Source organism: Flavobacterium sp. (assembly GCF_028689845.1).
In the GTDB taxonomy this organism is placed as follows: Bacteria; Bacteroidota; Bacteroidia; order Flavobacteriales; family Flavobacteriaceae; genus Flavobacterium.
In genome coordinates this window covers 41,691-62,930 of sequence record NZ_JAQVCH010000013.1, presented here as the reverse complement: position 1 = coordinate 62,930, position 21,240 = coordinate 41,691, and the positions used below count along the sequence as shown (strand labels likewise).

Annotated in this window: 16 protein-coding genes; 10 read left to right on the top strand and 6 right to left on the bottom strand. The window is 34.1% G+C overall.

Annotation, left to right across the window (positions count from 1 at the left end; genetic code table 11):
* Positions 1-18 precede the first annotated feature (18 nt).
* A complete protein-coding gene (gene nhaD, locus PHR76_RS06965) occupies positions 19-1,305 on the bottom strand; it encodes a sodium:proton antiporter NhaD (RefSeq protein WP_300060115.1) in 1,287 nt (428 codons plus the stop codon).
* Between the two features lie 128 nt (positions 1,306-1,433).
* Between nhaD and panB the strand changes: the two genes are divergently transcribed.
* The 6 genes from panB to PHR76_RS06935 all read left to right on the top strand — a co-directional run bounded on the left by panB (position 1,434) and on the right by PHR76_RS06935 (position 10,231).
* Positions 1,434-2,252, top strand: a complete 819-nt coding sequence (panB, locus tag PHR76_RS06960; RefSeq protein ID WP_300060113.1) for a 3-methyl-2-oxobutanoate hydroxymethyltransferase — start codon at positions 1,434-1,436, stop codon at positions 2,250-2,252.
* 36 nt (positions 2,253-2,288) lie between these two features.
* A complete protein-coding gene (locus PHR76_RS06955; protein ID WP_300060110.1) occupies positions 2,289-2,990 on the top strand; it encodes an RluA family pseudouridine synthase in 702 nt (233 codons plus the stop codon).
* Between the two features lie 65 nt (positions 2,991-3,055).
* Entirely contained in the window at positions 3,056-4,384 is a 1,329-nt protein-coding gene (locus PHR76_RS06950) for an aldehyde dehydrogenase (RefSeq protein WP_300060107.1), read from the top strand.
* Positions 4,385-4,395: 11 nt separating this feature from the next.
* Entirely contained in the window at positions 4,396-5,184 is a 789-nt protein-coding gene (locus PHR76_RS06945; protein WP_300060105.1) for a hypothetical protein, read from the top strand.
* 102 nt (positions 5,185-5,286) lie between these two features.
* Positions 5,287-9,333, top strand: coding sequence for a PAS domain S-box protein (locus PHR76_RS06940; protein WP_300060103.1), 4,047 nt, complete (start codon positions 5,287-5,289; stop codon positions 9,331-9,333).
* 43 nt (positions 9,334-9,376) lie between these two features.
* A complete protein-coding gene (locus PHR76_RS06935) occupies positions 9,377-10,231 on the top strand; it encodes a neutral zinc metallopeptidase (RefSeq protein WP_300060101.1) in 855 nt (284 codons plus the stop codon).
* A gap of 11 nt (positions 10,232-10,242) precedes the next feature.
* Here PHR76_RS06935 and PHR76_RS06930 read toward each other — a convergent pair whose 3' ends face one another.
* Positions 10,243-11,778, bottom strand: a complete 1,536-nt coding sequence (locus PHR76_RS06930; RefSeq protein WP_300060099.1) for a YifB family Mg chelatase-like AAA ATPase — start codon at positions 11,776-11,778, stop codon at positions 10,243-10,245.
* 387 nt (positions 11,779-12,165) lie between these two features.
* Between PHR76_RS06930 and PHR76_RS06925 the strand changes: the two genes are divergently transcribed.
* Genes PHR76_RS06925 through PHR76_RS06910 form a run of 4 tightly spaced genes read left to right on the top strand, consistent with a single transcriptional unit; the run spans position 12,166 to position 15,973 of the window.
* Positions 12,166-12,600 (top strand): GNAT family N-acetyltransferase, encoded by a 435-nt coding sequence (locus PHR76_RS06925; protein WP_300060096.1) that lies wholly within the window; start codon positions 12,166-12,168, stop codon positions 12,598-12,600.
* A gap of 4 nt (positions 12,601-12,604) precedes the next feature.
* Positions 12,605-13,756: an amidohydrolase gene (locus PHR76_RS06920; protein WP_300060093.1), complete on the top strand. Its 1,152-nt coding sequence runs from the start codon at positions 12,605-12,607 to the stop codon at positions 13,754-13,756.
* A complete protein-coding gene (gene alr / locus PHR76_RS06915) occupies positions 13,749-14,900 on the top strand; it encodes an alanine racemase (protein ID WP_300060090.1) in 1,152 nt (383 codons plus the stop codon). Before PHR76_RS06920 ends, alr begins: the two co-directional genes overlap by 8 nt.
* Positions 14,900-15,973 (top strand): alanine/ornithine racemase family PLP-dependent enzyme, encoded by a 1,074-nt coding sequence (locus tag PHR76_RS06910; RefSeq protein WP_300060087.1) that lies wholly within the window; start codon positions 14,900-14,902, stop codon positions 15,971-15,973. The genes alr and PHR76_RS06910 overlap by 1 nt, the downstream gene beginning before the upstream one ends.
* A 32-nt stretch (positions 15,974-16,005) precedes the next feature.
* On the opposite strand, the gene PHR76_RS06905 is transcribed toward PHR76_RS06910, so the two are convergent.
* The 4 genes from PHR76_RS06905 to PHR76_RS06890 are packed head-to-tail and all read right to left on the bottom strand — an operon-like array spanning position 16,006 to position 21,238.
* Positions 16,006-18,018 (bottom strand): cytochrome c biogenesis protein CcdA, encoded by a 2,013-nt coding sequence (locus PHR76_RS06905; protein WP_300060084.1) that lies wholly within the window; start codon positions 18,016-18,018, stop codon positions 16,006-16,008.
* Positions 18,015-19,322, bottom strand: a complete 1,308-nt coding sequence (gene tilS, locus PHR76_RS06900) for a tRNA lysidine(34) synthetase TilS (protein WP_300060081.1) — start codon at positions 19,320-19,322, stop codon at positions 18,015-18,017. The genes PHR76_RS06905 and tilS overlap by 4 nt, the downstream gene beginning before the upstream one ends.
* A 53-nt stretch (positions 19,323-19,375) precedes the next feature.
* On the bottom strand, positions 19,376-20,692 hold the full coding sequence (locus PHR76_RS06895) for an anthranilate synthase component I family protein (RefSeq protein WP_300060078.1): 1,317 nt from the start codon (positions 20,690-20,692) through the stop codon (positions 19,376-19,378).
* A gap of 6 nt (positions 20,693-20,698) precedes the next feature.
* Positions 20,699-21,238 (bottom strand): NAD(P)H-dependent oxidoreductase, encoded by a 540-nt coding sequence (locus PHR76_RS06890; protein WP_300060074.1) that lies wholly within the window; start codon positions 21,236-21,238, stop codon positions 20,699-20,701.
* Positions 21,239-21,240: the final 2 nt, after the last annotated feature.

The window sequence follows — 21,240 nt, the reverse complement described above, 5'->3', positions numbered from 1 at the left end:
AAATTGATTTTAGCTAAGCTATCCTCCTAAATATGAAATCAACAAATAAGTAAGAATTCCAGCCACATAACCTGAAATAGCCAAAGGTGTAATTTTCTTTAGATACCACAAAAAGGTCATTTTTTCTTTTTCCATCACTGCAATTCCAGCAGCCGAGCCAATAATCAACATACTGCCACCTGTTCCTGCACAAAGTGCTATAAATTCCCATAACGAATTATCTATAGGAAATTCGGAAATCGGAAACATTCCTTGTGTAGCCGCAACTAAACTACCATTATCAACAATAGAAGACAACACGCCAATAGCGATAATCATGACTTGATTATTTGGTAAATTTTGTTGTAAAAATTGGGATAACTGACTTAAAATTTGAACATCTTGTAGGACATAAACCAATAGTAAAATTCCCATAAAATAAAGAATAGAACTTACATCGACTTTCGTTAAAGCATATGCAACAGAAAATTTATCTTTAATTTCTTGCGTTTTTTTTCGATGATAAATAATGGATACTAATGAAACGAAAGCTAACGCAATCAAAACACCGATAAAAGGAGGTAAACCCGTTACTGATTTTATCACAGGAACCATTACTAGACCAAAAACACCTGCCAAAAAAACACTCAAACTGCCACGCATTTTTTCTTCTTTAATTACTTCTGCCATCGATAATTGAACACGCAAAATAGTAAAACCTTTCATCCGACTACTCGCTATCAGCAAAGGAACGAGCAAACACATTAAAGAAGGCAAAAACAATGCTTTTCCTATACCTAAAGCACTCACTTGACCACCAATCCAAAGCAAGGTTGTGGTAATATCACCAATTGGACTAAAAGCTCCTCCTGCATTGGCAGCAATGACAACTATTCCTGCTAAAACCATTCTAGTCTCACTTTTAGGCATTAATTTTCGCAAAAGCGTAATCATAATAATAGCAGTGGCTAAATTGTCTAGTAAGGCAGAAATAACAAACGTAATTAAACCCACAATCCAAAGTAATTTTAAGACTGACTTTGTTCGAATTCGGTTAGTAATCACGGAAAAACCTTTGTGCAAATCGATAAGTTCAACGATGGTCATGGCTCCTAATAAAAAAATCAAAAGACCAGCAATTTCTCCAAAATGCACCAACAATTGTTCAGAAATTTCGGCTTGCGAACCTTCATAAAAAACGGCATAAACCACCCAACATAAAGAACCTGTCAGAATGGATGTAATGGTTTTATTGATACGAATAGAGGACTCAAAGATTATAGAAAAATAACCTAAAAAAGCAATGGTTAGTAAAATCGGAATCATTGTAAATGATTTAAAAATCCGGAGCGAATGTAGAAATAAAATTGGCTTTGTTATATCTTTCTGTAAATTATTTTATGGGATAATTTACAATGCTTACATTTGTAGTACGATTACTAAAAACTCAAACTATGTCCATCGCAAAAAAAGACTACAAACGCATTACCACCAAATCGCTTATTGACATGAAAGTTAATGGTGAAAAAATTTCAATGCTCACTGCTTATGATTATACAATGGCTAAAATTGTAGATGCTGCTGGTGTAGATGTTATATTAGTAGGTGACTCAGCGAGCAATGTGATGGCGGGACATGAAACCACTTTACCAATCACACTTGATCAAATGATTTATCATGCCAGTGGAGTGGTACGGGCTTGTGAACGAGCGTTAGTGGTTGTAGATTTACCTTTCGGAACTTATCAATCAGACCCTAAAGAAGCCTTGCGTTCTTCTATACGTATCATGAAAGAAAGCGGTGGTCATGCCGTGAAACTAGAAGGAGGAAGTGAAATTAAAGATTCAATCAAAAAAATACTAAATGCTGGGATTCCCGTAATGGGACACTTGGGTTTAACTCCACAATCCATTTATAAATTCGGAACCTATACAGTTCGAGCTAAAGAAGAAGCGGAAGCGGAAAAATTAATTGAAGATGCTAAATTATTAGAACGAATTGGTTGTTTTGCTTTGGTTTTAGAAAAAATTCCAGCCAAATTAGCTCAAAAAGTAGCTGAAAGCATTTCCATTCCTGTGATTGGAATTGGAGCAGGAAATGGTGTAGACGGTCAAGTTTTGGTCCTTCATGATATGATTGGAATGACTCATGAATTTAGTCCGCGTTTTCTTAGACGATATATGAATTTGTATGAAGACATGACCAAAGCCATTGGAAATTATGTTTCTGATGTCAAAAGTGTTGATTTTCCTAATGAGAATGAGCAGTATTAATCAAATTTGAAAGTTTTTTAATTTGAAAGTTTGAAAATGAAAGTAATCAGCACCAAAGAAAACCTTCAAATTCTTTACGAAGATAATCACTTAATCGTTGTCAATAAACGTGTGGGTGATATTGCCCAAGGCGACAATTCAGGTGACAAGCCCTTACCCGAAGTCGTCAAAGAATACCTTAAAGAGAAATACAATAAGCCCGGCGAAGTCTTTTTAGGTGTTGTCCACCGCCTTGACCGACCAACTTCTGGATTAATTCTGTTTGCCAAAACAAGTAAGGCTCTCACGAGAATGAATGATTTATTTAGTTCTAGAGAAACACAAAAAACGTATTGGGCTGTTGTGAAAAACAAACCAGAAAAAGAAGAAGATGTTTTGGTACATTTCATTAAAAGAAATCAAAAAAACAACACTTCAAAAGCACATAGTAAAGAAGTTCCAGAAAGTAAAAAAGCAAGCTTAGCCTACCATTTGATTGCTAAATTAGACAATTACTATGTTCTAGAAATCGAATTACACACAGGCAGACATCATCAAATTCGGGCACAATTACAAGCAATTGGCAGTCCGATAAAAGGCGATTTAAAATATGGTTTTGACCGAAGTAATCCAGACGGTGGAATTCATTTACATGCTAGAAAACTAGTTTTTACGCATCCCGTTTCTAAAGAACTTATCCAAATCATTGCTCCTGTTCCAGAAGATGTAATTTGGAAAAATTGTACTATTTCAGAATAAAACCTAAAATTGCCAAAAGTTAATTTTTCTGTTTATATTTGAATTCATTCCCAAATAAAATTGAAATGAGTTCGATTATAACCATTGATAAACGAAAAGCATTGCTCAAAAAATTGCTACATTCCATTCAAAAAAATGAAGTTGCAATTATTGAAGCTTTACAAAAAGATTTTAAAAAACCTTCTTTTGAAACCTATATTTCTGAGATTCATTATGTGCTTTCAGACATAAAACATACCCTTTCGCATCTAGAAAAATGGGCAAAACCAAAGTGGGTTTGGCCTTCCCTACTTAATTTCCCTTCGACAGAATATATTTATTCAGAACCCTACGGCCGTGTTTTAATCATTGCTCCTTGGAATTATCCTTTTCAACTTGCTATGAGTCCGCTAATTGCAGCTATAGCAGCTGGAAACACTGTTGTTTTAAAACCTTCTGAACTTACTTTTCATACGGCACAAGTTTTAACAAAAATAGTAGAAGACGTATTTGATGTAAAGCAAGCCGTTGTTGTACATGGTGGAGCTGAATTCACCCAATCGTTACTCGAAAAAAGATGGGATTACATCTTCTTTACCGGCAGTGTAACTGTAGGAAAAATTGTTGCCGCTGCTGCCGCTAAAAACCTTACACCAGTAACCTTAGAATTAGGAGGTAAAAACCCTTGTATTATTGATGAAAGTGCAAATTTAGAAATAGCAGCCAAACGTATCGTTTGGAGTAAATTTTTTAATGCGGGACAAACCTGTATTGCTCCCGATTATATTTTGGTACAAGGAAAAGAAAAATATAATTTTATAAACTGTCTTCAAAAAGAAATTAAACGGGCATATGGTGAAAATCCAGAAGAAACGGCTGATTTTGCACGAATAATTAATTCTAAAAACTGGAATCGATTAACAAAAATGATAGACCCTAGTCGAGTTCTCTTTGGTGGTCAATCTAACGAAAAGGAGTTGTATATTAGTCCGACACTACTCGATGAACCGCCTTTAGAAAGCGAAGTAATGAAAGAGGAAATCTTTGGCCCAATACTGCCGATTATTTCATATCACGATGAAAAAGATATCGATAACATTATTAAAAATTATGAAAAACCACTCGCATTATATATTTTTTCTGAAGATAAAAAAATGGCAGAAAAAATGATTACTCGTTATTCTTTTGGTGGAGGTTGTGTGAATGATTGCATTATGCATTTTTCAAATAAGCGGCTTCCTTTTGGCGGCGTTGGCCACAGCGGAATTGGCTCCTATCACGGAAAATGGAGTTTTGATACCTTTTCTCATCGAAAAGGAATTGTTAAAAAACCCACTTGGGGCGATATTCCATTGCGGTATGCTCCTTATACTAAAAAAACGGAATTTATAAAAAAAGTTCTATCTTGGCTCTAAAATAATTTTATATGGAAAATAAAAACACGATGGTAGATGATGCAATTCTACAAAGTCATCCTTTAGATTTTGGTTTAGTTATTGAAAAATCATTTGAAAATTTTAAAAAAATAGCATTACTCGGTGGAATTACCATCTTGCTCTTGTTTTTAATTTTATTTGGGGTTGTAATGGTATTTGTAGCCGCTTTTGTAGGAGCTGCTTCTAATTTAACCGAAACGTTAACCGATTTTAATCCATTAGATTTAACCGCTGTGGGCATTTTCATTTATGTAGCAGTAGTCGTTGTCATTACAGGGCTTTTTGCTCCTATTGGTGCGGGTTTTTTAAAAATGGCTCATTTAGCCAAGCAGGATAAACCGTTTTCGATAGGAACTGTTTTTGAATATTATAAAACCCATCATTTTAAAGAATTATTTATTGCTGCTTCACTATTAACCATTGTTAATTTGACACTTACCACTGGTTTAGAATATTTTGGAATTACTATTATAGGAACAGTCATCAGTTATATAATCGGTTTCTTCACCGTTTTAACAGTTCCGCTGATTGTATTTGGTAATCAAACAGCACTTAATGCAATTACAAAAAGTGCACAATTAGTAGTTAAACAACCTTTTATCATTTTTGGCCTTTTAATAGTTGGATTTATTGGAATTTTAATCGGGCTTTTTGGTCTTTGTATCGGAATAATTTTCACCATGCCTTTTTGGTACTCTTTAACTTATACTATTTATACGCATCTCATTCCGATGAAAGAATCGAGTGAAATTGAAGAAATTGGCACTACGTTTGAATAATATTAGCAAAAAATTAATAAAAAGTAGAGTTGTCCTCATGGGGCAACTCTTTTTTTTATATATTGGTCTTCAAAAACAAAACCATTTTAACTGAACAAAGAAATGCCCCTATCATTTTTTTTTAACTTATTTTTTGTTGATATTTTAAATTTCTCCAATGGTGCAACTCAACCCAAAGAAATTTATTTTAGTAACGCAGAAACTCAACTTACTACGCTAGAAAACTTTAATCAACATTATTGGTTATTCATCATTCTGATACTTTTAGTGATAGCCATGTTTTTATTTTTGAATAAAAGACATACTACTTTTTCCAAGGATTTTGTTTCTGAATACACCGATATAAAAAACGACATTTACCTCTATCGCTTATATTTTCTCTATTTTGGTGTTCTTATTCCATTGGTAGAAACACTGTATGTAGTTTTTAAAATTAGAACCTATTCCATTATTATTCAAAGTTATAGTTTTGGGATTTTATTTATTCTAATTTATCTTCTTAGCTACAAAGTAAAATACATTGAAAAAAACATATCAATCTTATTTTCATTAAGTTATGTGCTTTTTTCAACCAATGTACTTGTCAATTTAGTTTTAAGACCTTTTGAATTAGTAACATTCTCTGGCATATTGATTATTGTATTGTTTTCTTATAATGTCTTTAATAATTACAAACATTATTTAGCCTATATTATTTCGATTACAACTCTCATCATTACATTTATCTTTCTGGGCTTTATTTCTTTAAATATTGGAATGTTAATGGCCATTTACTGTTTGCTCATTATCATCATAAACCAAACTAAACACGTTGCTTTTCAAAATAATCATGAAAAATTTCTATTTGCAAATGAAATTGTAAACAAAGGAAAATCGCTAGTCATAGCAACTAACATAAAAGGAGAACTTACTTTTTGTAGTGAAAGTGTAAAGGATATTTTAGGATATAATCAAGAGGAAGTTTTAGGAATGGGCTTTTGGGAGCTTACCAACGACGAGGAGTTTATTGGTGAAGCATACCACGATACTTACCAACAAAACAGAATGTATACCAGAAGGTTAATGGCTAAAGACGGTAAATTTAAATTCATTCAATGGGTTGATAAACAATTTGGCGAAAACCTTTTTGTTGGTATTGGAAATGACGTTTCCGAACAAATTGAAATTGAACACCGTTATGAAAATCTAGTAGAAAGTGCCACAGATATTATCTTTGAAACGAATCAATACGGACAATTTTCATATATTAACTCTTTTGCGTGTACCTTATTAGAATATGAACTTGAGGAACTAATGAATATGCATTTTGGCGAATTAATCCGTGAGGATTATCGTGAAAAAGTAGTGAATTATTACATTTTAAATATTGGTGAAATCGATAATTATACGGTGATGGAATTCCCAATTTTAAAGAAAACGGGAGAAGAAGTCTGGGTTTCTCAAAAAGTAACCATCAAACAAAACATTCAAAATGAAATTATGGGCTACATGGGTATTAGCCGTGATATTACCTTATTTAGAAATTTAGAAGTTGAACGAGCCGATAGACAAGAAAAAATAAAAAAATACAACAATGCCTTGGCAAAACTTTCTACAACAAGTTTTGCCATATTTGACAGTATTACTCCAATCTTAAAAGTGATTTTCGAAAATATTGCAAATGCTTCAGGCATCCAACGCATAAGTTTTTGGAATTATTATCCTGACCGAATTGAATGCCAAGATTTATATGATCTCAAAACAAATACCCATTCTAATCATCTTGTTTTACACAAAAAAGATTTACCAATTTATTTTGAATCCATAGAAAAGGAACAAATGATTATTGCATCCGATGTGAGCCGACAAAGAGAAACTTCTGAATTATTAAGTTTTTATTTCAAAGATCACAATATAATTTCTTTGTTAGATTATCCTGTTTTTATTAATGGAAAATTATTCGGGATTATTTGTTTTGAAGCGACCGATACCATGCGGTTTTGGGATAATGAAGATATTAATTTTACCCGTTCTGTCTCTGAAATTATTTCATTAGGAATTGAAACTTTAAAAAGAAAAACAATTGAAGATACACTTCAAAAAAAGAGTAATGTTTTAACGGCGATTACTAAAATCTCCGAAAAAATTCTATCCAATAAAAACCTTTTTGATGTTTTTGATAAAATTTTAGAAACGGTTGGCAAAGTAACCAATGTAGATCGTGTTTATTATTTTAATGTGAACGAATCCAAAAGAATTGTTTCCCAACAATTTGAATGGACAAATGACGAAATAAGTGTTGAACTTGAAAATCAAGAACTTCAAGATTTACCTTTTGAAGTAGTTTTAGACATGATTATTCCCCTAAAAAAGAACAAACCTTATAACAAAATTGTACGAAATATTTTTGAGAGCAAACTGAAAGAAATGTTAATAGCTCAAGATGTTTTATCCATCCTTATATTTCCAATTTTTGTTAAAGATTCCCTTTACGGTTTTATCGGTTTTGATGATTGTAGTACAGAAAGAATTTGGACAGAAGATGAAATAAACATGCTTCAAACCTTAGTCAACAACATCTCGTCTGCCCTAGAACGAAACATCAACGAAAGCATTATTAACGATAGTGAAACGCGTTTCAAACTGTTAGCAGATAACATTCCAGGAACGATTTACCTTTCCAAATATGATTCTAAATTCACCAAAATTTATCTAAATAATGAAATTTTAAATTTAACGGGGTATCCAAAAGAAGATTTCTTAAATAATGTAATTTCTTATTTAGATATCATTCATCCTGAAGATCGTGATCGGGTTATAAACGACCAAAACTATGCATTAAGTAGCGGTCAGAAAATTCACTTTATCTACCGAATTATCCATAAAGACGACCGAATTGTTTGGGTAGAGGAATTTGGTGATGTTATTAGTAAAGACAATAAAATTGAGTTTATAGAAGGTATTTTTATCGATATTACCGAAAGGAAACTACAAGAAGCAGCCATAAAAGAAAAAGAAATGGCTATCGCTGCGAATAAAGCAAAATCCGAATTTTTGGCTAATATGAGTCATGAAATCCGAACCCCTTTAAATGGTATTATTGGCTTTACCGATTTATTGATGAACTCAAATTTAGAAAAATCACAAGCTAAATACATGAAAACCGTCAGTCAGTCGGCCAAATCTTTGATGAGTGTAATTAATGATATTTTAGATTTTTCAAAAATTGAATCAGGTAATTTAGAATTAGTAATTGAAGAAACGAATATCGGTGATTTAGCTCGCGAAGTAATTGATACCATTAAATTTGATGCCATACAAAAGAAAATTGATGTCGATTTACACCTCAATAATGAAGTTCCAGTTACGATATGGATTGACCCTATTCGACTCAAACAGATTTTAATTAATTTACTCGGAAACGCGGTTAAATTCACTTCAAAAGGAAAAATAAAATTAACCGTGAGCGTTTTAGAAAAAATCACCACACATCAAACCCGATTGCGTTTTTCTGTAATCGATACCGGAATTGGAATTAGAAGAGAAAATCAAATGAAGATTTTTGATGCGTTTTCACAAGAAGATAATTCTACCACCAGACAGTATGGCGGAACAGGGCTCGGATTGAGTATTTCTAATAAATTGCTTTCGCTCATGAATAGTAAGTTGCAGTTAGATAGCGAACCCAATAAAGGAAGTACATTTTATTTTGATATTGACATTCAATCCTCCAGTAAAGAAGGCGAAAACTTTCCTAAATCGATACAAGTTGATGAAGAATATGTTTATCAAAATCTATTACTTAAAAATATTTTAATCGTAGAAGATAATAACATCAATGCTTTATTGGCCAAAACCTTATTAAAGAAAATCATGCCGAATGCTAAAATAAGTGGTGTTTCAAACGGTTTAGAAGCTTTGGAAAAATTTCAAGAAAGCCCATTTGATATTATTTTTATGGATATTCAAATGCCAGTGATGAATGGTTATGAAGCGACCGAAGAAATTAGAAAATTAAGCAATGGCAAAACGGTTCCCATTATCGCTCTAACAGCCGGAACTGTTGTAGGTGAAAAAGAAAAATGTTTAAATATCGGCATGAATGATTATGTTTCTAAACCAATAATTAAAGGAAGTTTAGAAGAAATTATTGCAAAATGGGTTAAATAAGAAATACTTTTTTTAATTTTATATCAATCAAAAACACGCAATTATGAAATGGGAAGGTAGAAGACAAAGTTCCAACATGGAAGACCGAAGAGGAATGGGAACTGGCGGTAAACTAGTAGCAGGTGGTGGAATAATTGGAATCGTTTTTCTAGTTATCCAACTATTTATGGGAGGCGATAACGCTCAACTCATGCAAGAACTACAAAATCAAATGGAGCAGCAACAACCAGCTGCTGGTCCTGCTCAACCTTTAAGTGAAGAAGACCAAAAAATGGGCGAATTTGTAGCCACCGTTTTGGCAGATACTGAAGATGTTTGGCATAAAATTTTTCAAGAAAATGGAATGACGTATGTCGAACCCAAAATGGTTTTATTCCGCGGGTCGGTGCAAACAGCTTGTGGAGGAGCATCTTCCGCTTCGGGCCCATTTTACTGTCCAGGTGATCAAAAAGTATATATGGATTTAGATTTTTTTGATGAATTACGCACCCGTTTTGGAGCAAAAGGAGGCGATTTTGCAATTGCCTACGTTATCGCTCATGAAGTAGGTCATCATGTGCAAACCTTATTAGGAACATCTGGAAAAGTGCGTGAATTACAACAAAAAACAAGTCAGAAAGAAGGAAATAAACTATCGGTTTCCTTAGAATTACAAGCCGATTTTTATGCCGGATTATGGACACATTACAACCAAAAATATTTGGATGAAGGCGATATTGAAGAAGCTCTTAGTGCTGCTCAAGCCGTTGGTGATGATGCCATCCAGAAAAAAATGCAAGGCCACGTCGTTCCTGATTCATTCACACATGGTACTTCGGAACAACGCGTAAAATGGTTTGGAAAAGGTTTTAAATCGGGTGATATTCGTTTAGGCGATACGTTTGCAGAACTAAATTAAACCGTTCGGATTTATCCCAACCATCCTTCTCTATCTAAACTTCTATACTGAATCGCTTCAGCAATATGAGTCGGTTTAAGCAATTCGCTATTTTCTAAATCAGCAATCGTTCGGGCTACTTTCAAAATGCGATCATAAGCTCTTGCCGATAAATTCAAACGTTCCATTGCTGTTTTTAATAATTGTAAAGAAGTGTCGTCTAACACACAAAATTCTCGAATCAGTTTACTACTCATTTGTGCATTGTAATGAATAGAAGGCATGCTTTCAAATCGGTTTGTTTGAATCATTCGAGCTTGCGTTACCCGCTTTCTAATTTCTATACTGCTTTCTGCTTTTCGAGTTTCAGTCAATTTTTCAAAAGGAACGGGTGTGACTTCAATATGAATATCAATTCGATCTAATAAAGGACCTGAAATTTTACTCAAATAACGTTGCATTTCCGCTGGCGAAGAACTCAGCGGTGCATCCGGGTCATTAAAATAGCCACTCGGACTCGGATTCATACTGGCCACTAACATAAACGACGAGGGATAGGTAATCGTAAATTTGGCTCTTGAGATGGTTACTTCTCTATCTTCTAACGGTTGTCGCATAACTTCCAAGACTTCTCGTTTAAACTCAGGTAATTCATCTAAAAACAATACGCCATTGTGAGCTAATGAGATTTCTCCTGGTTGTGGATAACTTCCTCCACCGACTAAAGAAACGGATGATGCGGTGTGATGTGGGCTCCTAAACGGTCGTTGACTCATCAATCCTGCTTCTTTTGTTTTTCCAGCTACCGAATGTATTTTGGTTGTTTCCAACGCTTCTTTCATTGTCATCGGCGGTAAAATACTAGGCAAACGTTTGGCAAGCATTGTTTTTCCGGAACCAGGCGGTCCAATCAAAATAATATTGTGTCCGCCAGCTGCCGCAATTTCCATACAACGCTTGATACTTTCTTGTCCTTTTACATCTGAAAAATCAAATTCTGGAAAATCTAAGGTTTTTGAAAACTCTTCTTTTGTATCAATAATTGTCGGTTCTAAGGTGCCTCTTCCTTCAAAAAAATCAATTACTTCCATTACATTGTCAACACCATATACATTCAAACCTTCAACAATGGCGGCTTCTTTTACGTTTTGCTTAGGCAGAATAAAGCCTTTAAACCCCTCTTCTTTCGCCTTAATCGCAATAGACAACGCTCCTTTGATAGGTTGTAAACCGCCATCTAATGACAATTCGCCCATAATGACATAGTGTTGCAATTCATCGGCTTGAATTTGGCCTGAAGCTACTAAAATGCCAATGGCCAGCGTTAAATCATAAGCTGATCCTTCTTTTCGCAAATCGGCCGGAGCCATGTTGATGGTGATTTTTTTTCCAGGTAAGGAATAATTGTTGTTTTTAAGAGCCGCTGCAATGCGGTAACTACTCTCTTTGATAGCATTGTCGGGAAGGCCAACCAAGTGGTACCCAATTCCTTTATCAATATTTACTTCTACGGTAATCGTGGTTGCTTCCACACCGAAAACGGCACTTCCAAATACTTTAACTAACATGGCGTGTAAATTTATCTATTACAAATATCAAAAATAGATTGATAGAAAGCACCAAAAAAGTAAATTATTTTAAAAAAACGAACTCTACCTTTATAAACAGCAATCAAAAGCCAACATAAAACATTGATTATCAGAATAAAAACTCACTTAAAAATATTTACGTACCTTTGCATTAATATCACAAATTGATTCGGATAACCTTAAAAGAATATAGAAATTCTTTTTCATCCATTTATTTGATTTCTCCACCATCAGAAATCTAGGTCAATTTAATCGAGTGTCATGCCACACTCTAGCTTAGGGAAAAACCCTTTTCAAGCATTTAATTATTAAAAATGAAGAATAAATTTGCAAGTTAAATTGCACAAACATTCCTTTGATTACAGTATGAAATTTCAAATTATTACTCCACAAACAGGTTTACATTCTACTTATACACCACAAGTAATTGCTAGTTTTTTATTCAACCATTTAGAGCAATATGGCGATAAGACCGAGGATATTCTCAAATGCATCGATTATGCAATGAATCCGCAAAAAGGAGGAACCATTATCATAGGAATTGACGAGCAAGAAATAGTAGGAATTGTGATTATGAACAACACCGGAATGAAAGATTATATCCCAGAAAACATTTTGGTTTATATAGCGGTTGACAATTCGCAACGCGGTAAAGGATATGGAAAAAAATTAATGCAAAAGGCGATTGAGAGTGTCGAAGGAAATATTGCTCTGCATGTAGAGCCTGATAATCCAGCTTTTCACTTATACACAAAATTGGGTTTTACAAATAAATATTTAGAAATGAGACTTACTAAATAAGCAAATGGAAAATTTAAATAATCGAATGGAATCGTTAATTCGTTTGCGAAAAGAATTGCACAAAAATCCAGAATTATCAGGAAAAGAACAACAAACTAGCGAACGTATTTTAGCATTTTTAGAAAAACACAAGCCTGACGAATGCCACACGCAAATTGGAAAAACAGGAATCATCGCCATTTATCACGGTGAAGAAGAAGGTAAAACGCTACTCTTTCGCTGTGAATTAGATGCTTTACCTATTAAAGAACTAAATAATTTTGAGCATCAATCTGTGCATAAGGGTGTGGCACATTCTTGTGGACACGACGGACACATGGCAATTTTATGTGGATTAGCGACTGTCTTAGCACAAAAGAAGTTAGCACGAGGAAAAGTAATTTTGTTGTTTCAACCTTCTGAAGAAAACGGAAAAGGAGCAGCAAAAGTGATGAAAAATGAATTTTTTAAAACCTTACAGCCTGATTTTGTGTTTGCTCTGCATAACCTTCCCAATTTTCCAAAAAATCAAATCGTTGTTAAAGAAAATGCCTTTACTTGTGCCGTAGTTAGCCTAAAAATTATGCTTCAAGGAAAAACGGCACATGCAGGCGAACCTGAAAATGGAATCAATCCAGCAGTAGCAATGGCTGAAATTACTCAACAATTCCATACTTTAAACCAACCAAACTTACAACAAAACGATTTTACATTAGTCACTCCTATTTTTTCATCAATGGGAAAAAAAGCCTATGGTGTTTCTGCTGGGAATGCCGAAGTTCATTTTACTATTCGATGTAAAAACAATGCTGGAATTAAAGAGCTTCAAAAAATATTGGTAGAAAAAGTAAATGCCGTTAGTAAATTACATCAATTAAAATATTCTGTCAAGTGGATTGAACCATTTTATGCCAATGAAAACAATCCAGCAGCAGTTCAACTCATTGCTGATGCCACCAAAAAGCTTGGTTATAATTTACTAAAAAAGGAAACACCTTTTCGCTGGGGCGAAGACTTCGGCCTTTTTACAGCTCATTATGCTGGAGCATTATTTGGTCTTGGAGCTGGTTTAGAAACACCCGATTTACATAACCCGGATTATGATTTTCCGGATGAAATTATAGCAACGGGCATAAAAGTTTTTTATCAAATTTGTAAAGATTTAAACGATGCATGATAACTCCATTATAGAACTCAATCAAGAGGCATACCTCCACAATTTAGCGTTTTTAAAAAAGAGTTTTAATAAAAAAACAATTCTTTCTTCTGTCGTTAAAGGAAATGCATATGGTCACGGAATTGAAGAATTTGTCTCCATGGCCTACAAATGTGGAGTGACGCATTTTTCTGTTTTTGATGTTGCCGAAGCTCAACTGATTCAACAACTTTTTCCCCGTCAAGTGACCATTATGATCATGGGATTTGTGTCGAATAAAGCTTTAGAATGGGTAATTCTGAATGATATTGAATTTTATGTTTTTGAGAAAAAGCGTTTAGAAACTGCTATTAAGCTCAGTAAAAAACTAAAGAAAAAAGCCATAATTCATCTTGAAGTAGAAACAGGAATGAACCGAACTGGATTTGAACAAAAAGAATTAAATCCGTTAATTGATTTGCTTAAAAAAGAAGAAAATCATATTGAGTTTAAAGGATTGTGCACCCATTATGCTGGAGCAGAAAGTATGGAAAATTTCTTTCGAGTGAAAAGTCAAATTGAACGTTTTGAAAAGATTTACGCCTATTTTTGTATTAAAAATTTTAAACCAAAAATAAGACATTCGGCTTGTTCAGCTGCTTCGATGATGTTTCCTGAAACCCAAATGGACATGGTTCGCATCGGAATTATGCAATACGGTTTATGGCCAAGTCCAGAAGTTTTTGCGAGTTTTATAACCACTCAAAAAAAGAAAATTGACCCTTTAAAACGTGTCATTTCTTGGAAAAGCCAAGTGATGAGTTTAAAAAAGGTAAAAGCTTTTGAATTTATTGGCTACGGAACCAGCTATATGGCAAAAGAAAACATGAAAATTGCCATCATTCCCATTGGCTATTCGCATGGATACAGCAGAATGTTAAGCAATAAAGGACGTGTTTTAATTAGCCAACATCGCTGCATGGTGGTTGGAACAGTAAATATGAATATGATTGTGGTAGACGTATCCGAGATTCCGAATGTTCGAATTGGCGAAGAAGTTATCCTTATCGGGCGGCAAGAAAATTTGGATGTCACTGTTGCTTCCTTTAGCGAGAATAGCAACCAGTTAAACTATGAATTGTTAACTCGAATTTCAAAATCAATACCCAGAAAAATTAAAATCTAATGGCTTATCTGACCTTAAACAGAAAAAAACTACACGAAAATTATGCTTTTTTACAAGAGCTTTTTCAATCGCGTGGAATTGAATGGGGTGTCGTTTCTAAAATTTTGTGTGGCAACACCCTATTTATTAAAGAAATTTTGAATTTGGGTGTAACTGAAATGCATGACTCTCGCATTAGTAATTTAAAAAAAATAAAATCGCTTGATCCAACTGTTCAAACGGTTTATATTAAACCTCCAGCTAAAAGAAGCATTGAAAAAATAGTGAAGTTTGCCGATGTGAGTTTTAACACCGAAATTTATACCATAAAACTCCTTTCTGAAGAAGCAAAAAAGCAAAACAAAACCCACAAAATCATCATTATGATTGAAATGGGCGACTTGCGGGAAGGCGTCATGGGCGAAGATTTAATCGCTTTTTATGAAGAAGTACTCCATCTTCCAAATATTGAAATACGTGGCATCGGAACCAACCTCAACTGTTTGAGCGGCGTGATGCCTACACAAGATAAATTAATCCAACTTAGTTTATACAAACAACTCATTGAAGCAAAGTTTAACATAACAATTCCTTGGGTTTCAGGCGGGACGTCGGTAGCTGTTCCGTTAATTTTAAAAAATGCAAGACCTATTGCTGTGAATCATTTTCGGATAGGTGAAGCCCTCTTTTTTGGAAAAGATTTATTCACCGGTAAAACCATCAAAGGAATGCATCACGATGTGTTTAAAATGTATGCCGAAATTATCGAGATTACCGAAAAACCGAATATTCCCGATGGTGAATTAGGTGAAAATGTAGCAGGAAACTTCTTTTCTATGGAAAATGTAGACGATTTAAGCGGCACTTCGCTACGGGCTATTTTAGATATTGGTTTATTGGATATGCAACCGCAATACCTTGAAGTTGAAGATAAAAATATTCAAATTATCGATGCGAGTTCGGATATGTTAGTGGTGGATATTACCCATTCCAAAACGAATTATAAAGTAGGTAATGTCATTTCGTTTAATTTGAAATACATGGGAGCTCTTTATCTTTTAAATTCCAATTATATTGAAAAACATGTGGTTTAAATAAAAAAGGAGCGTTCTAGCTCCTCTTTAATTTACTTTATAAACTTACCTATTCCGTCATGTAACCATTTTTCATAGAAATCAATATCCGGATTATAACTCGCCGGAGCATCAGAAAGGGTATTTCCTTCTACATCCAAAATTAAATAATAAGGTTGCGCATTGGCTTTGTATTTTGTAATTTGAAAATCACTCCATTTATTTCCAATCGTTTTGATTTTTTTACCCGTTTCAGGTGAAACATATTTTTCAGATTCAGGCAATTCTTTTTTATCATCTACATACAAAGAAATTAGCACCACTTCATTTTTTAAAATGGAAAGAATTCGTTTATCAGACCAAACATAATCTTCCATTTTACGACAATTGACACATGCATAACCCGTAAAATCTAATAAAACAGGTTTGTTTACTTCTTTTGCATAAGCGATTCCATCTTCGTAAACATGAAAAGCAATAATTCCATGTGGCCCTATGTGACCTCCTTTGGGCAGTGCTTTTGTATCGGCAACTCCGCCTCCGCTTCCGCCAAATCCAGTTGGACTTTCGCTATAATGCAACGGTGGTGGAAAACCAGAAATAATTTTTAAAGGTGCTCCCCAAAGTCCGGGAACGAGATAAATGGTAAAACTCAACACAAATAATCCCATAAATAATCTTCCAACAGAAATATGTTGCATTGGGCTATCGTGTGGCAAAGAGAGTTTTCCGAATAAATATAAAGCCCAAATTCCAAAAACGGCAATCCATATCGCTAAAAATGTTTCGCGTTCAAACAAATGTAATTGTAATACTAAATCGGCATTGGATAAAAATTTAAATGCAAAAGCCAATTCTAAAAATCCTAACGAAACTTTCACGGTATTTAACCATCCGCCTGATTTTGGCAAGGAATTCATCCAACCCGGAAATAAAGCAAAAAGCATAAATGGTAAGGCTATGGCCGATGAAAACCCTAGCATTCCAACAATGGGTGCAATTCCGCCTTTTGAAGCTGCTTCAACGATTAATGTCCCAACAATTGGACCTGTACAGGAGAAAGAGACAATCGCCAAAGCTAAAGCCATAAAAAAGATACCGATGATTCCTCCTCTATCCGCTTGACGGTCTACTTTATTAGCCCACGAATTAGGTAAAACAATCTCGAATGCTCCTAAAAATGAAGCGGCAAAAAACAATAATAAAGCAAAGAAAACTACGTTAAAAGTAACACTCGTTGATAATTCATTCAACGAATCGGCACCAAAAGCATAAGTTATAAAAATTCCTAAAACAACATAAATTATAATAATTGAAAATCCGTAAATAATAGCATTCTTAATTCCTTTTGCTCGATCTTTACTTTGTTTCGTAAAGAAACTTACCGTCATTGGAATCATCGGAAAAACACAAGGTGTCAATAAGGCCGCAAAACCAGAGAAAAAAGCAATAATAAAAATAGTCCAAAGTCCTTTTTGCTTTTCTTTCTTTTCAGTTTTTAAAGAATTATTATCCGTTTTAGCAACAGCTATGGTGCTTTCCGTATCAACTGCCGTCGCATCAATTTTAGCGGTATCTATTGGAGTTGATGCAATTACTTCATTGGCAACTTCTTGACGGCCTGGCAATTTGAATTCAAAATTTTTAAACTGTTGAATACATTGTTCCAAACACGCTTGGTATTCTACCTCAACTTTAATGGATTTTAATGCTGGATTCGTAATTTTTACAAGCTGAGAAAATTGAGCCGAACCTTCAAACATGTATTCGTCGACTTCAAAAATTTCGCTATATACTTTTTTGTATTTGCTTTCGGTTGTTTTGCCTACTAATTGATAATTTCCTTTGGTGTTTTCGTAATTAAAAACAGAAGGTAACGAACCTCCATCGGGTGTGAATTGAGAGAAAAAATGCCAATCTTTTTGAATTGTAGCTTCAAATTTTAATAAAAATTCGGTTTCTGATTTTTTCTCGATTGCTGTTTTCCACTTTACAGGATCTAAAATTTGTGACTGCGAAAGCGTAAATACAAATAGGGAAAGCAGCGTAAATAATAATTTTTTCATGCGAGTAATTCTATTTTTAGTGTTGTTTGTGTATTCTGTGTTACTTTAAATCGGTCATCCATGCGTTTACCAACAAGCCAAACTATCTGATTATCAGAACACAAAAGCCAAGTTTTTTCTTTTTGAATCAAGGAAAATTTTTCGTCTTTAAAAAATTTACTTAGTTTTTTCCTTCCATTCATTCCAAAAGGGTAAAAATAATCACCTTTCTGCCATTTGCGAAGCAATAAAGGAAATTTTAACGTATTAATATCCACAAAAATCGCATTTGAATCAGTTTGAGCAATTGTTTTCACTTCTTCAAAAGATAAGTTTAAGGGAAAACTAAGTTTTTTATCTGTTTCAGCTATCCAATATTCGTGCTGATGGTCCTCGTTTTTTGGTTCAAGAATCAATGTTTTTCTATCTTTCAAAAGCCTGAAATGTTCTGAAAATAGTTGCTTGCCTGAAGTTGCTTGAACCAACTCATAGACATCCTTCCATGCCGAAAAACCAAAAGGCGAAAGCCACTGGTATAAATATGCTTGATAATTAGAAAGCTGAAGCAATTCGGCAAGATTAATTATTTTCTGATTTTCAATATCTTGCACGACTTTTCGGTACACAATGCGAGAAGCATCTTCTACTAAAGATTGGGCTTGTTGAAGGTTCTGAATTGTTTTTTCAAACGAGTTTAAAAAGCTTGGATTCAATTCTTTTAAAACAGGGACAAGTTGGTGTCGAATTTTATTTCGACCGTATTTATCCAATGCATTGCTACTATCTTCCCGCCAAGGAATAGCATTTTCATGAGCAAATGTTTCTATTTCTTCCCGCGAGAATACTAAAAGAGGTCGGATAATTTTATCTTTTTTGGACGGAATTCCAGTTAAACCTTCTAAACCTGTGCCACGTGAAAAATTAATCAAAAAAGTTTCTACTTGATCATCTAAATGGTGAGCTGTGGCAATAAAATCAAAATTTTCATTTTCAGCTAATTCATAAAACCAATGGTAACGCAAATTCCGAGCAGCCATTTGAATAGATAATTTTTCATCTTCGGCAAATTGTTTGGTGTCAAATTTTTGAAAAAAACCTTGAATTTCCTTTTCCTTACAATAGGATTTTAAAAAATCTTCATCACCCTCACTTTCTAAATCCCGAAGTTGAAAATTGCAATGTGCCACGGCAAAATTTATATTCAATTTTGAAACCAACGTGACCAAAACCATGCTATCCATTCCGCCACTGAGTGCAATTAAAATTTTTGCCTTTTGCAGCAAAGGAAAATGGATTGATAAATGATTTTGAAATTTAGTAAGCATTTTCAAAAGTACTTATTTTAATTATAAATCAATTTCATTTTGAAATTATAAAGTTATTGAAGCACTTCAAACATTGCTTTTGCTTTTAACAGGCATTCTTCGTATTCACTTTCTGGGGAAGCTTCTGAAGTAATGGCACTACCGACAGAAAAAGAAAGATATTGATTTTTAGCATTATATAAAATACTACGAATCACCACATTAAAATCAAAATCGCCTTCAGGAGAAAAGTAGCCAACGGCTCCGCTGTATAATCCGCGTTTGGTTTCTTCTAACGCTTCGATGATTTTCATGGCCGAAATTTTTGGAGCTCCCGTCATACTTCCCATCGGAAAAGTAGTTTTAATAATTTCTAGCGGAGAAGTAGAATTTTCTACTTCAGAAACGACCGTCGAAATTAATTGATGCACTTGTTTAAAGGTGTAACTCTGACATAATTCTTCTACTGCAACCGAACCTTTGGTAGCCGTACGTGATAAATCATTGCGAACTAAATCGACAATCATCACGTTCTCAGCTCTTTCTTTGGAATTATTTTCTAAATCAAATTTAGACTGTGCATCTAATTCAGCATTTTCATTTCGTTTTGAAGTCCCTTTTATCGGTTGAGAAATAACTTTCGTTCCCTCTTTTTTCAAATAGCGTTCGGGTGATGCCGAGAGCAAATAATGCTGGTTATTTTTAAAATAAACCGCAAAAGGAGGTTCTGAAATTAGATTAAGTTTTTTATAGGTTTCTATTGGATTAACAATTGCTTTTTCAGCATAAAATTCCATACAAAAATTGGCTTCATAAATATCACCACGATGAATGTGTTCTAGCATTTTAGATACTTTTTCAATATACGATTCTTTCGAAATGCGTTGTTGGATTGAGAAAGGTTGTGGGTTGTGGGTTGTGGGTTGTAGGTTGTGGGTTGTGGGTTGTAGGTTGTGGGCTGAAGTAATCGCTTCAAAATCAGAATCTAGTTCCTCATCGCAAAGTCGCAGATAATGTAATTCAATTTTATTGTCTTTTATCAAAAACAACTTTTTGGGCTGAAAAAAATATAAATCAGGAAAAGCTAAACCATCAAAATTTTTGGAAGTCAACGCTTCTGTATCGTTTTTTAAATCATACGACAAATAGCCAAATAACCAGTCTTTGGTCTGACTTTGGTATTGTTGCAAATCATCGAAAGCATGGAAATAATCCGTTTGTAACGAGGTAAACGAATCAACAGCGAGTATTGCATCATAACTGCCATAGGTTTGTGGATACTGATTGGAATCTAAAAACACCACTTCACGGAATTGATTGGCCCATTCTAACAAATTGGCTTGAAAGAAAATAGGATTATCCAGCGTAAAGCTTTTTACAGTTCTAAGCATCAAACGTTATTTCAATTGGTTTTCAAACTGAGCCAATTTGGATAAAATATCCTGATTGATTTCTGCATTGCTAATCTGCTGATTTTCTACAGAAAAGTTATCTTTAAAACTCGGAAAAGCATACGTATCTACCACTTCCCCAGCAAATCGAAGGATAAGTTGATGCACCACTTCTTGCGAACCTATTGCCCCTCGAGCTCCTGTTGAAGCACTAAGCAAAAATATTTTCTTTCCTTCTAAAAATTTTCTATCCAAACGCGATAACCAATCTAAGACATTTTTAAAAAATGCAGACGGATTACTGTTGTGCTCATTAACCGAAATTAAAAGTCCTTTAGACGCTTGAATGTGTTTATATATTTGTTTGATTGACGAGGGAAAACCATTTTCGCGTTCTTCGTCTTCGCTGTAAATAATCAAATCCATGTCGGATAAGTTGAATAATTCAAACGAGGTTTCTTTTACTTGTGTCGTTAAATAAGTAACGAGTTGGTGATTGATTGAAGTAGAAGAATTGCTTCCTGCAAAAGCTAAAAGAGTTGGCATCT

Coding starts and splice junctions, on each gene's coding strand:
- PHR76_RS06890 (WP_300060074.1), bottom strand. CDS start 21,238: ATGCCAACTCTTTTAGCTTTTGCAGGAAGCAATTCTTCTACTTCAATC.
- PHR76_RS06950 (WP_300060107.1), top strand. CDS start 3,056: ATGAGTTCGATTATAACCATTGATAAACGAAAAGCATTGCTCAAAAAA.
- tilS (WP_300060081.1), bottom strand. CDS start 19,322: ATGCTTACTAAATTTCAAAATCATTTATCAATCCATTTTCCTTTGCTG.
- PHR76_RS06925 (WP_300060096.1), top strand. CDS start 12,166: ATGAAATTTCAAATTATTACTCCACAAACAGGTTTACATTCTACTTAT.
- PHR76_RS06955 (WP_300060110.1), top strand. CDS start 2,289: ATGAAAGTAATCAGCACCAAAGAAAACCTTCAAATTCTTTACGAAGAT.
- PHR76_RS06930 (WP_300060099.1), bottom strand. CDS start 11,778: ATGTTAGTTAAAGTATTTGGAAGTGCCGTTTTCGGTGTGGAAGCAACC.
- nhaD (WP_300060115.1), bottom strand. CDS start 1,305: ATGATTCCGATTTTACTAACCATTGCTTTTTTAGGTTATTTTTCTATA.
- PHR76_RS06940 (WP_300060103.1), top strand. CDS start 5,287: ATGCCCCTATCATTTTTTTTTAACTTATTTTTTGTTGATATTTTAAAT.
- PHR76_RS06895 (WP_300060078.1), bottom strand. CDS start 20,692: ATGCTTAGAACTGTAAAAAGCTTTACGCTGGATAATCCTATTTTCTTT.
- PHR76_RS06905 (WP_300060084.1), bottom strand. CDS start 18,018: ATGAAAAAATTATTATTTACGCTGCTTTCCCTATTTGTATTTACGCTT.
- panB (WP_300060113.1), top strand. CDS start 1,434: ATGTCCATCGCAAAAAAAGACTACAAACGCATTACCACCAAATCGCTT.
- alr (WP_300060090.1), top strand. CDS start 13,749: ATGCATGATAACTCCATTATAGAACTCAATCAAGAGGCATACCTCCAC.
- PHR76_RS06935 (WP_300060101.1), top strand. CDS start 9,377: ATGAAATGGGAAGGTAGAAGACAAAGTTCCAACATGGAAGACCGAAGA.
- PHR76_RS06920 (WP_300060093.1), top strand. CDS start 12,605: ATGGAAAATTTAAATAATCGAATGGAATCGTTAATTCGTTTGCGAAAA.
- PHR76_RS06910 (WP_300060087.1), top strand. CDS start 14,900: ATGGCTTATCTGACCTTAAACAGAAAAAAACTACACGAAAATTATGCT.
- PHR76_RS06945 (WP_300060105.1), top strand. CDS start 4,396: ATGGAAAATAAAAACACGATGGTAGATGATGCAATTCTACAAAGTCAT.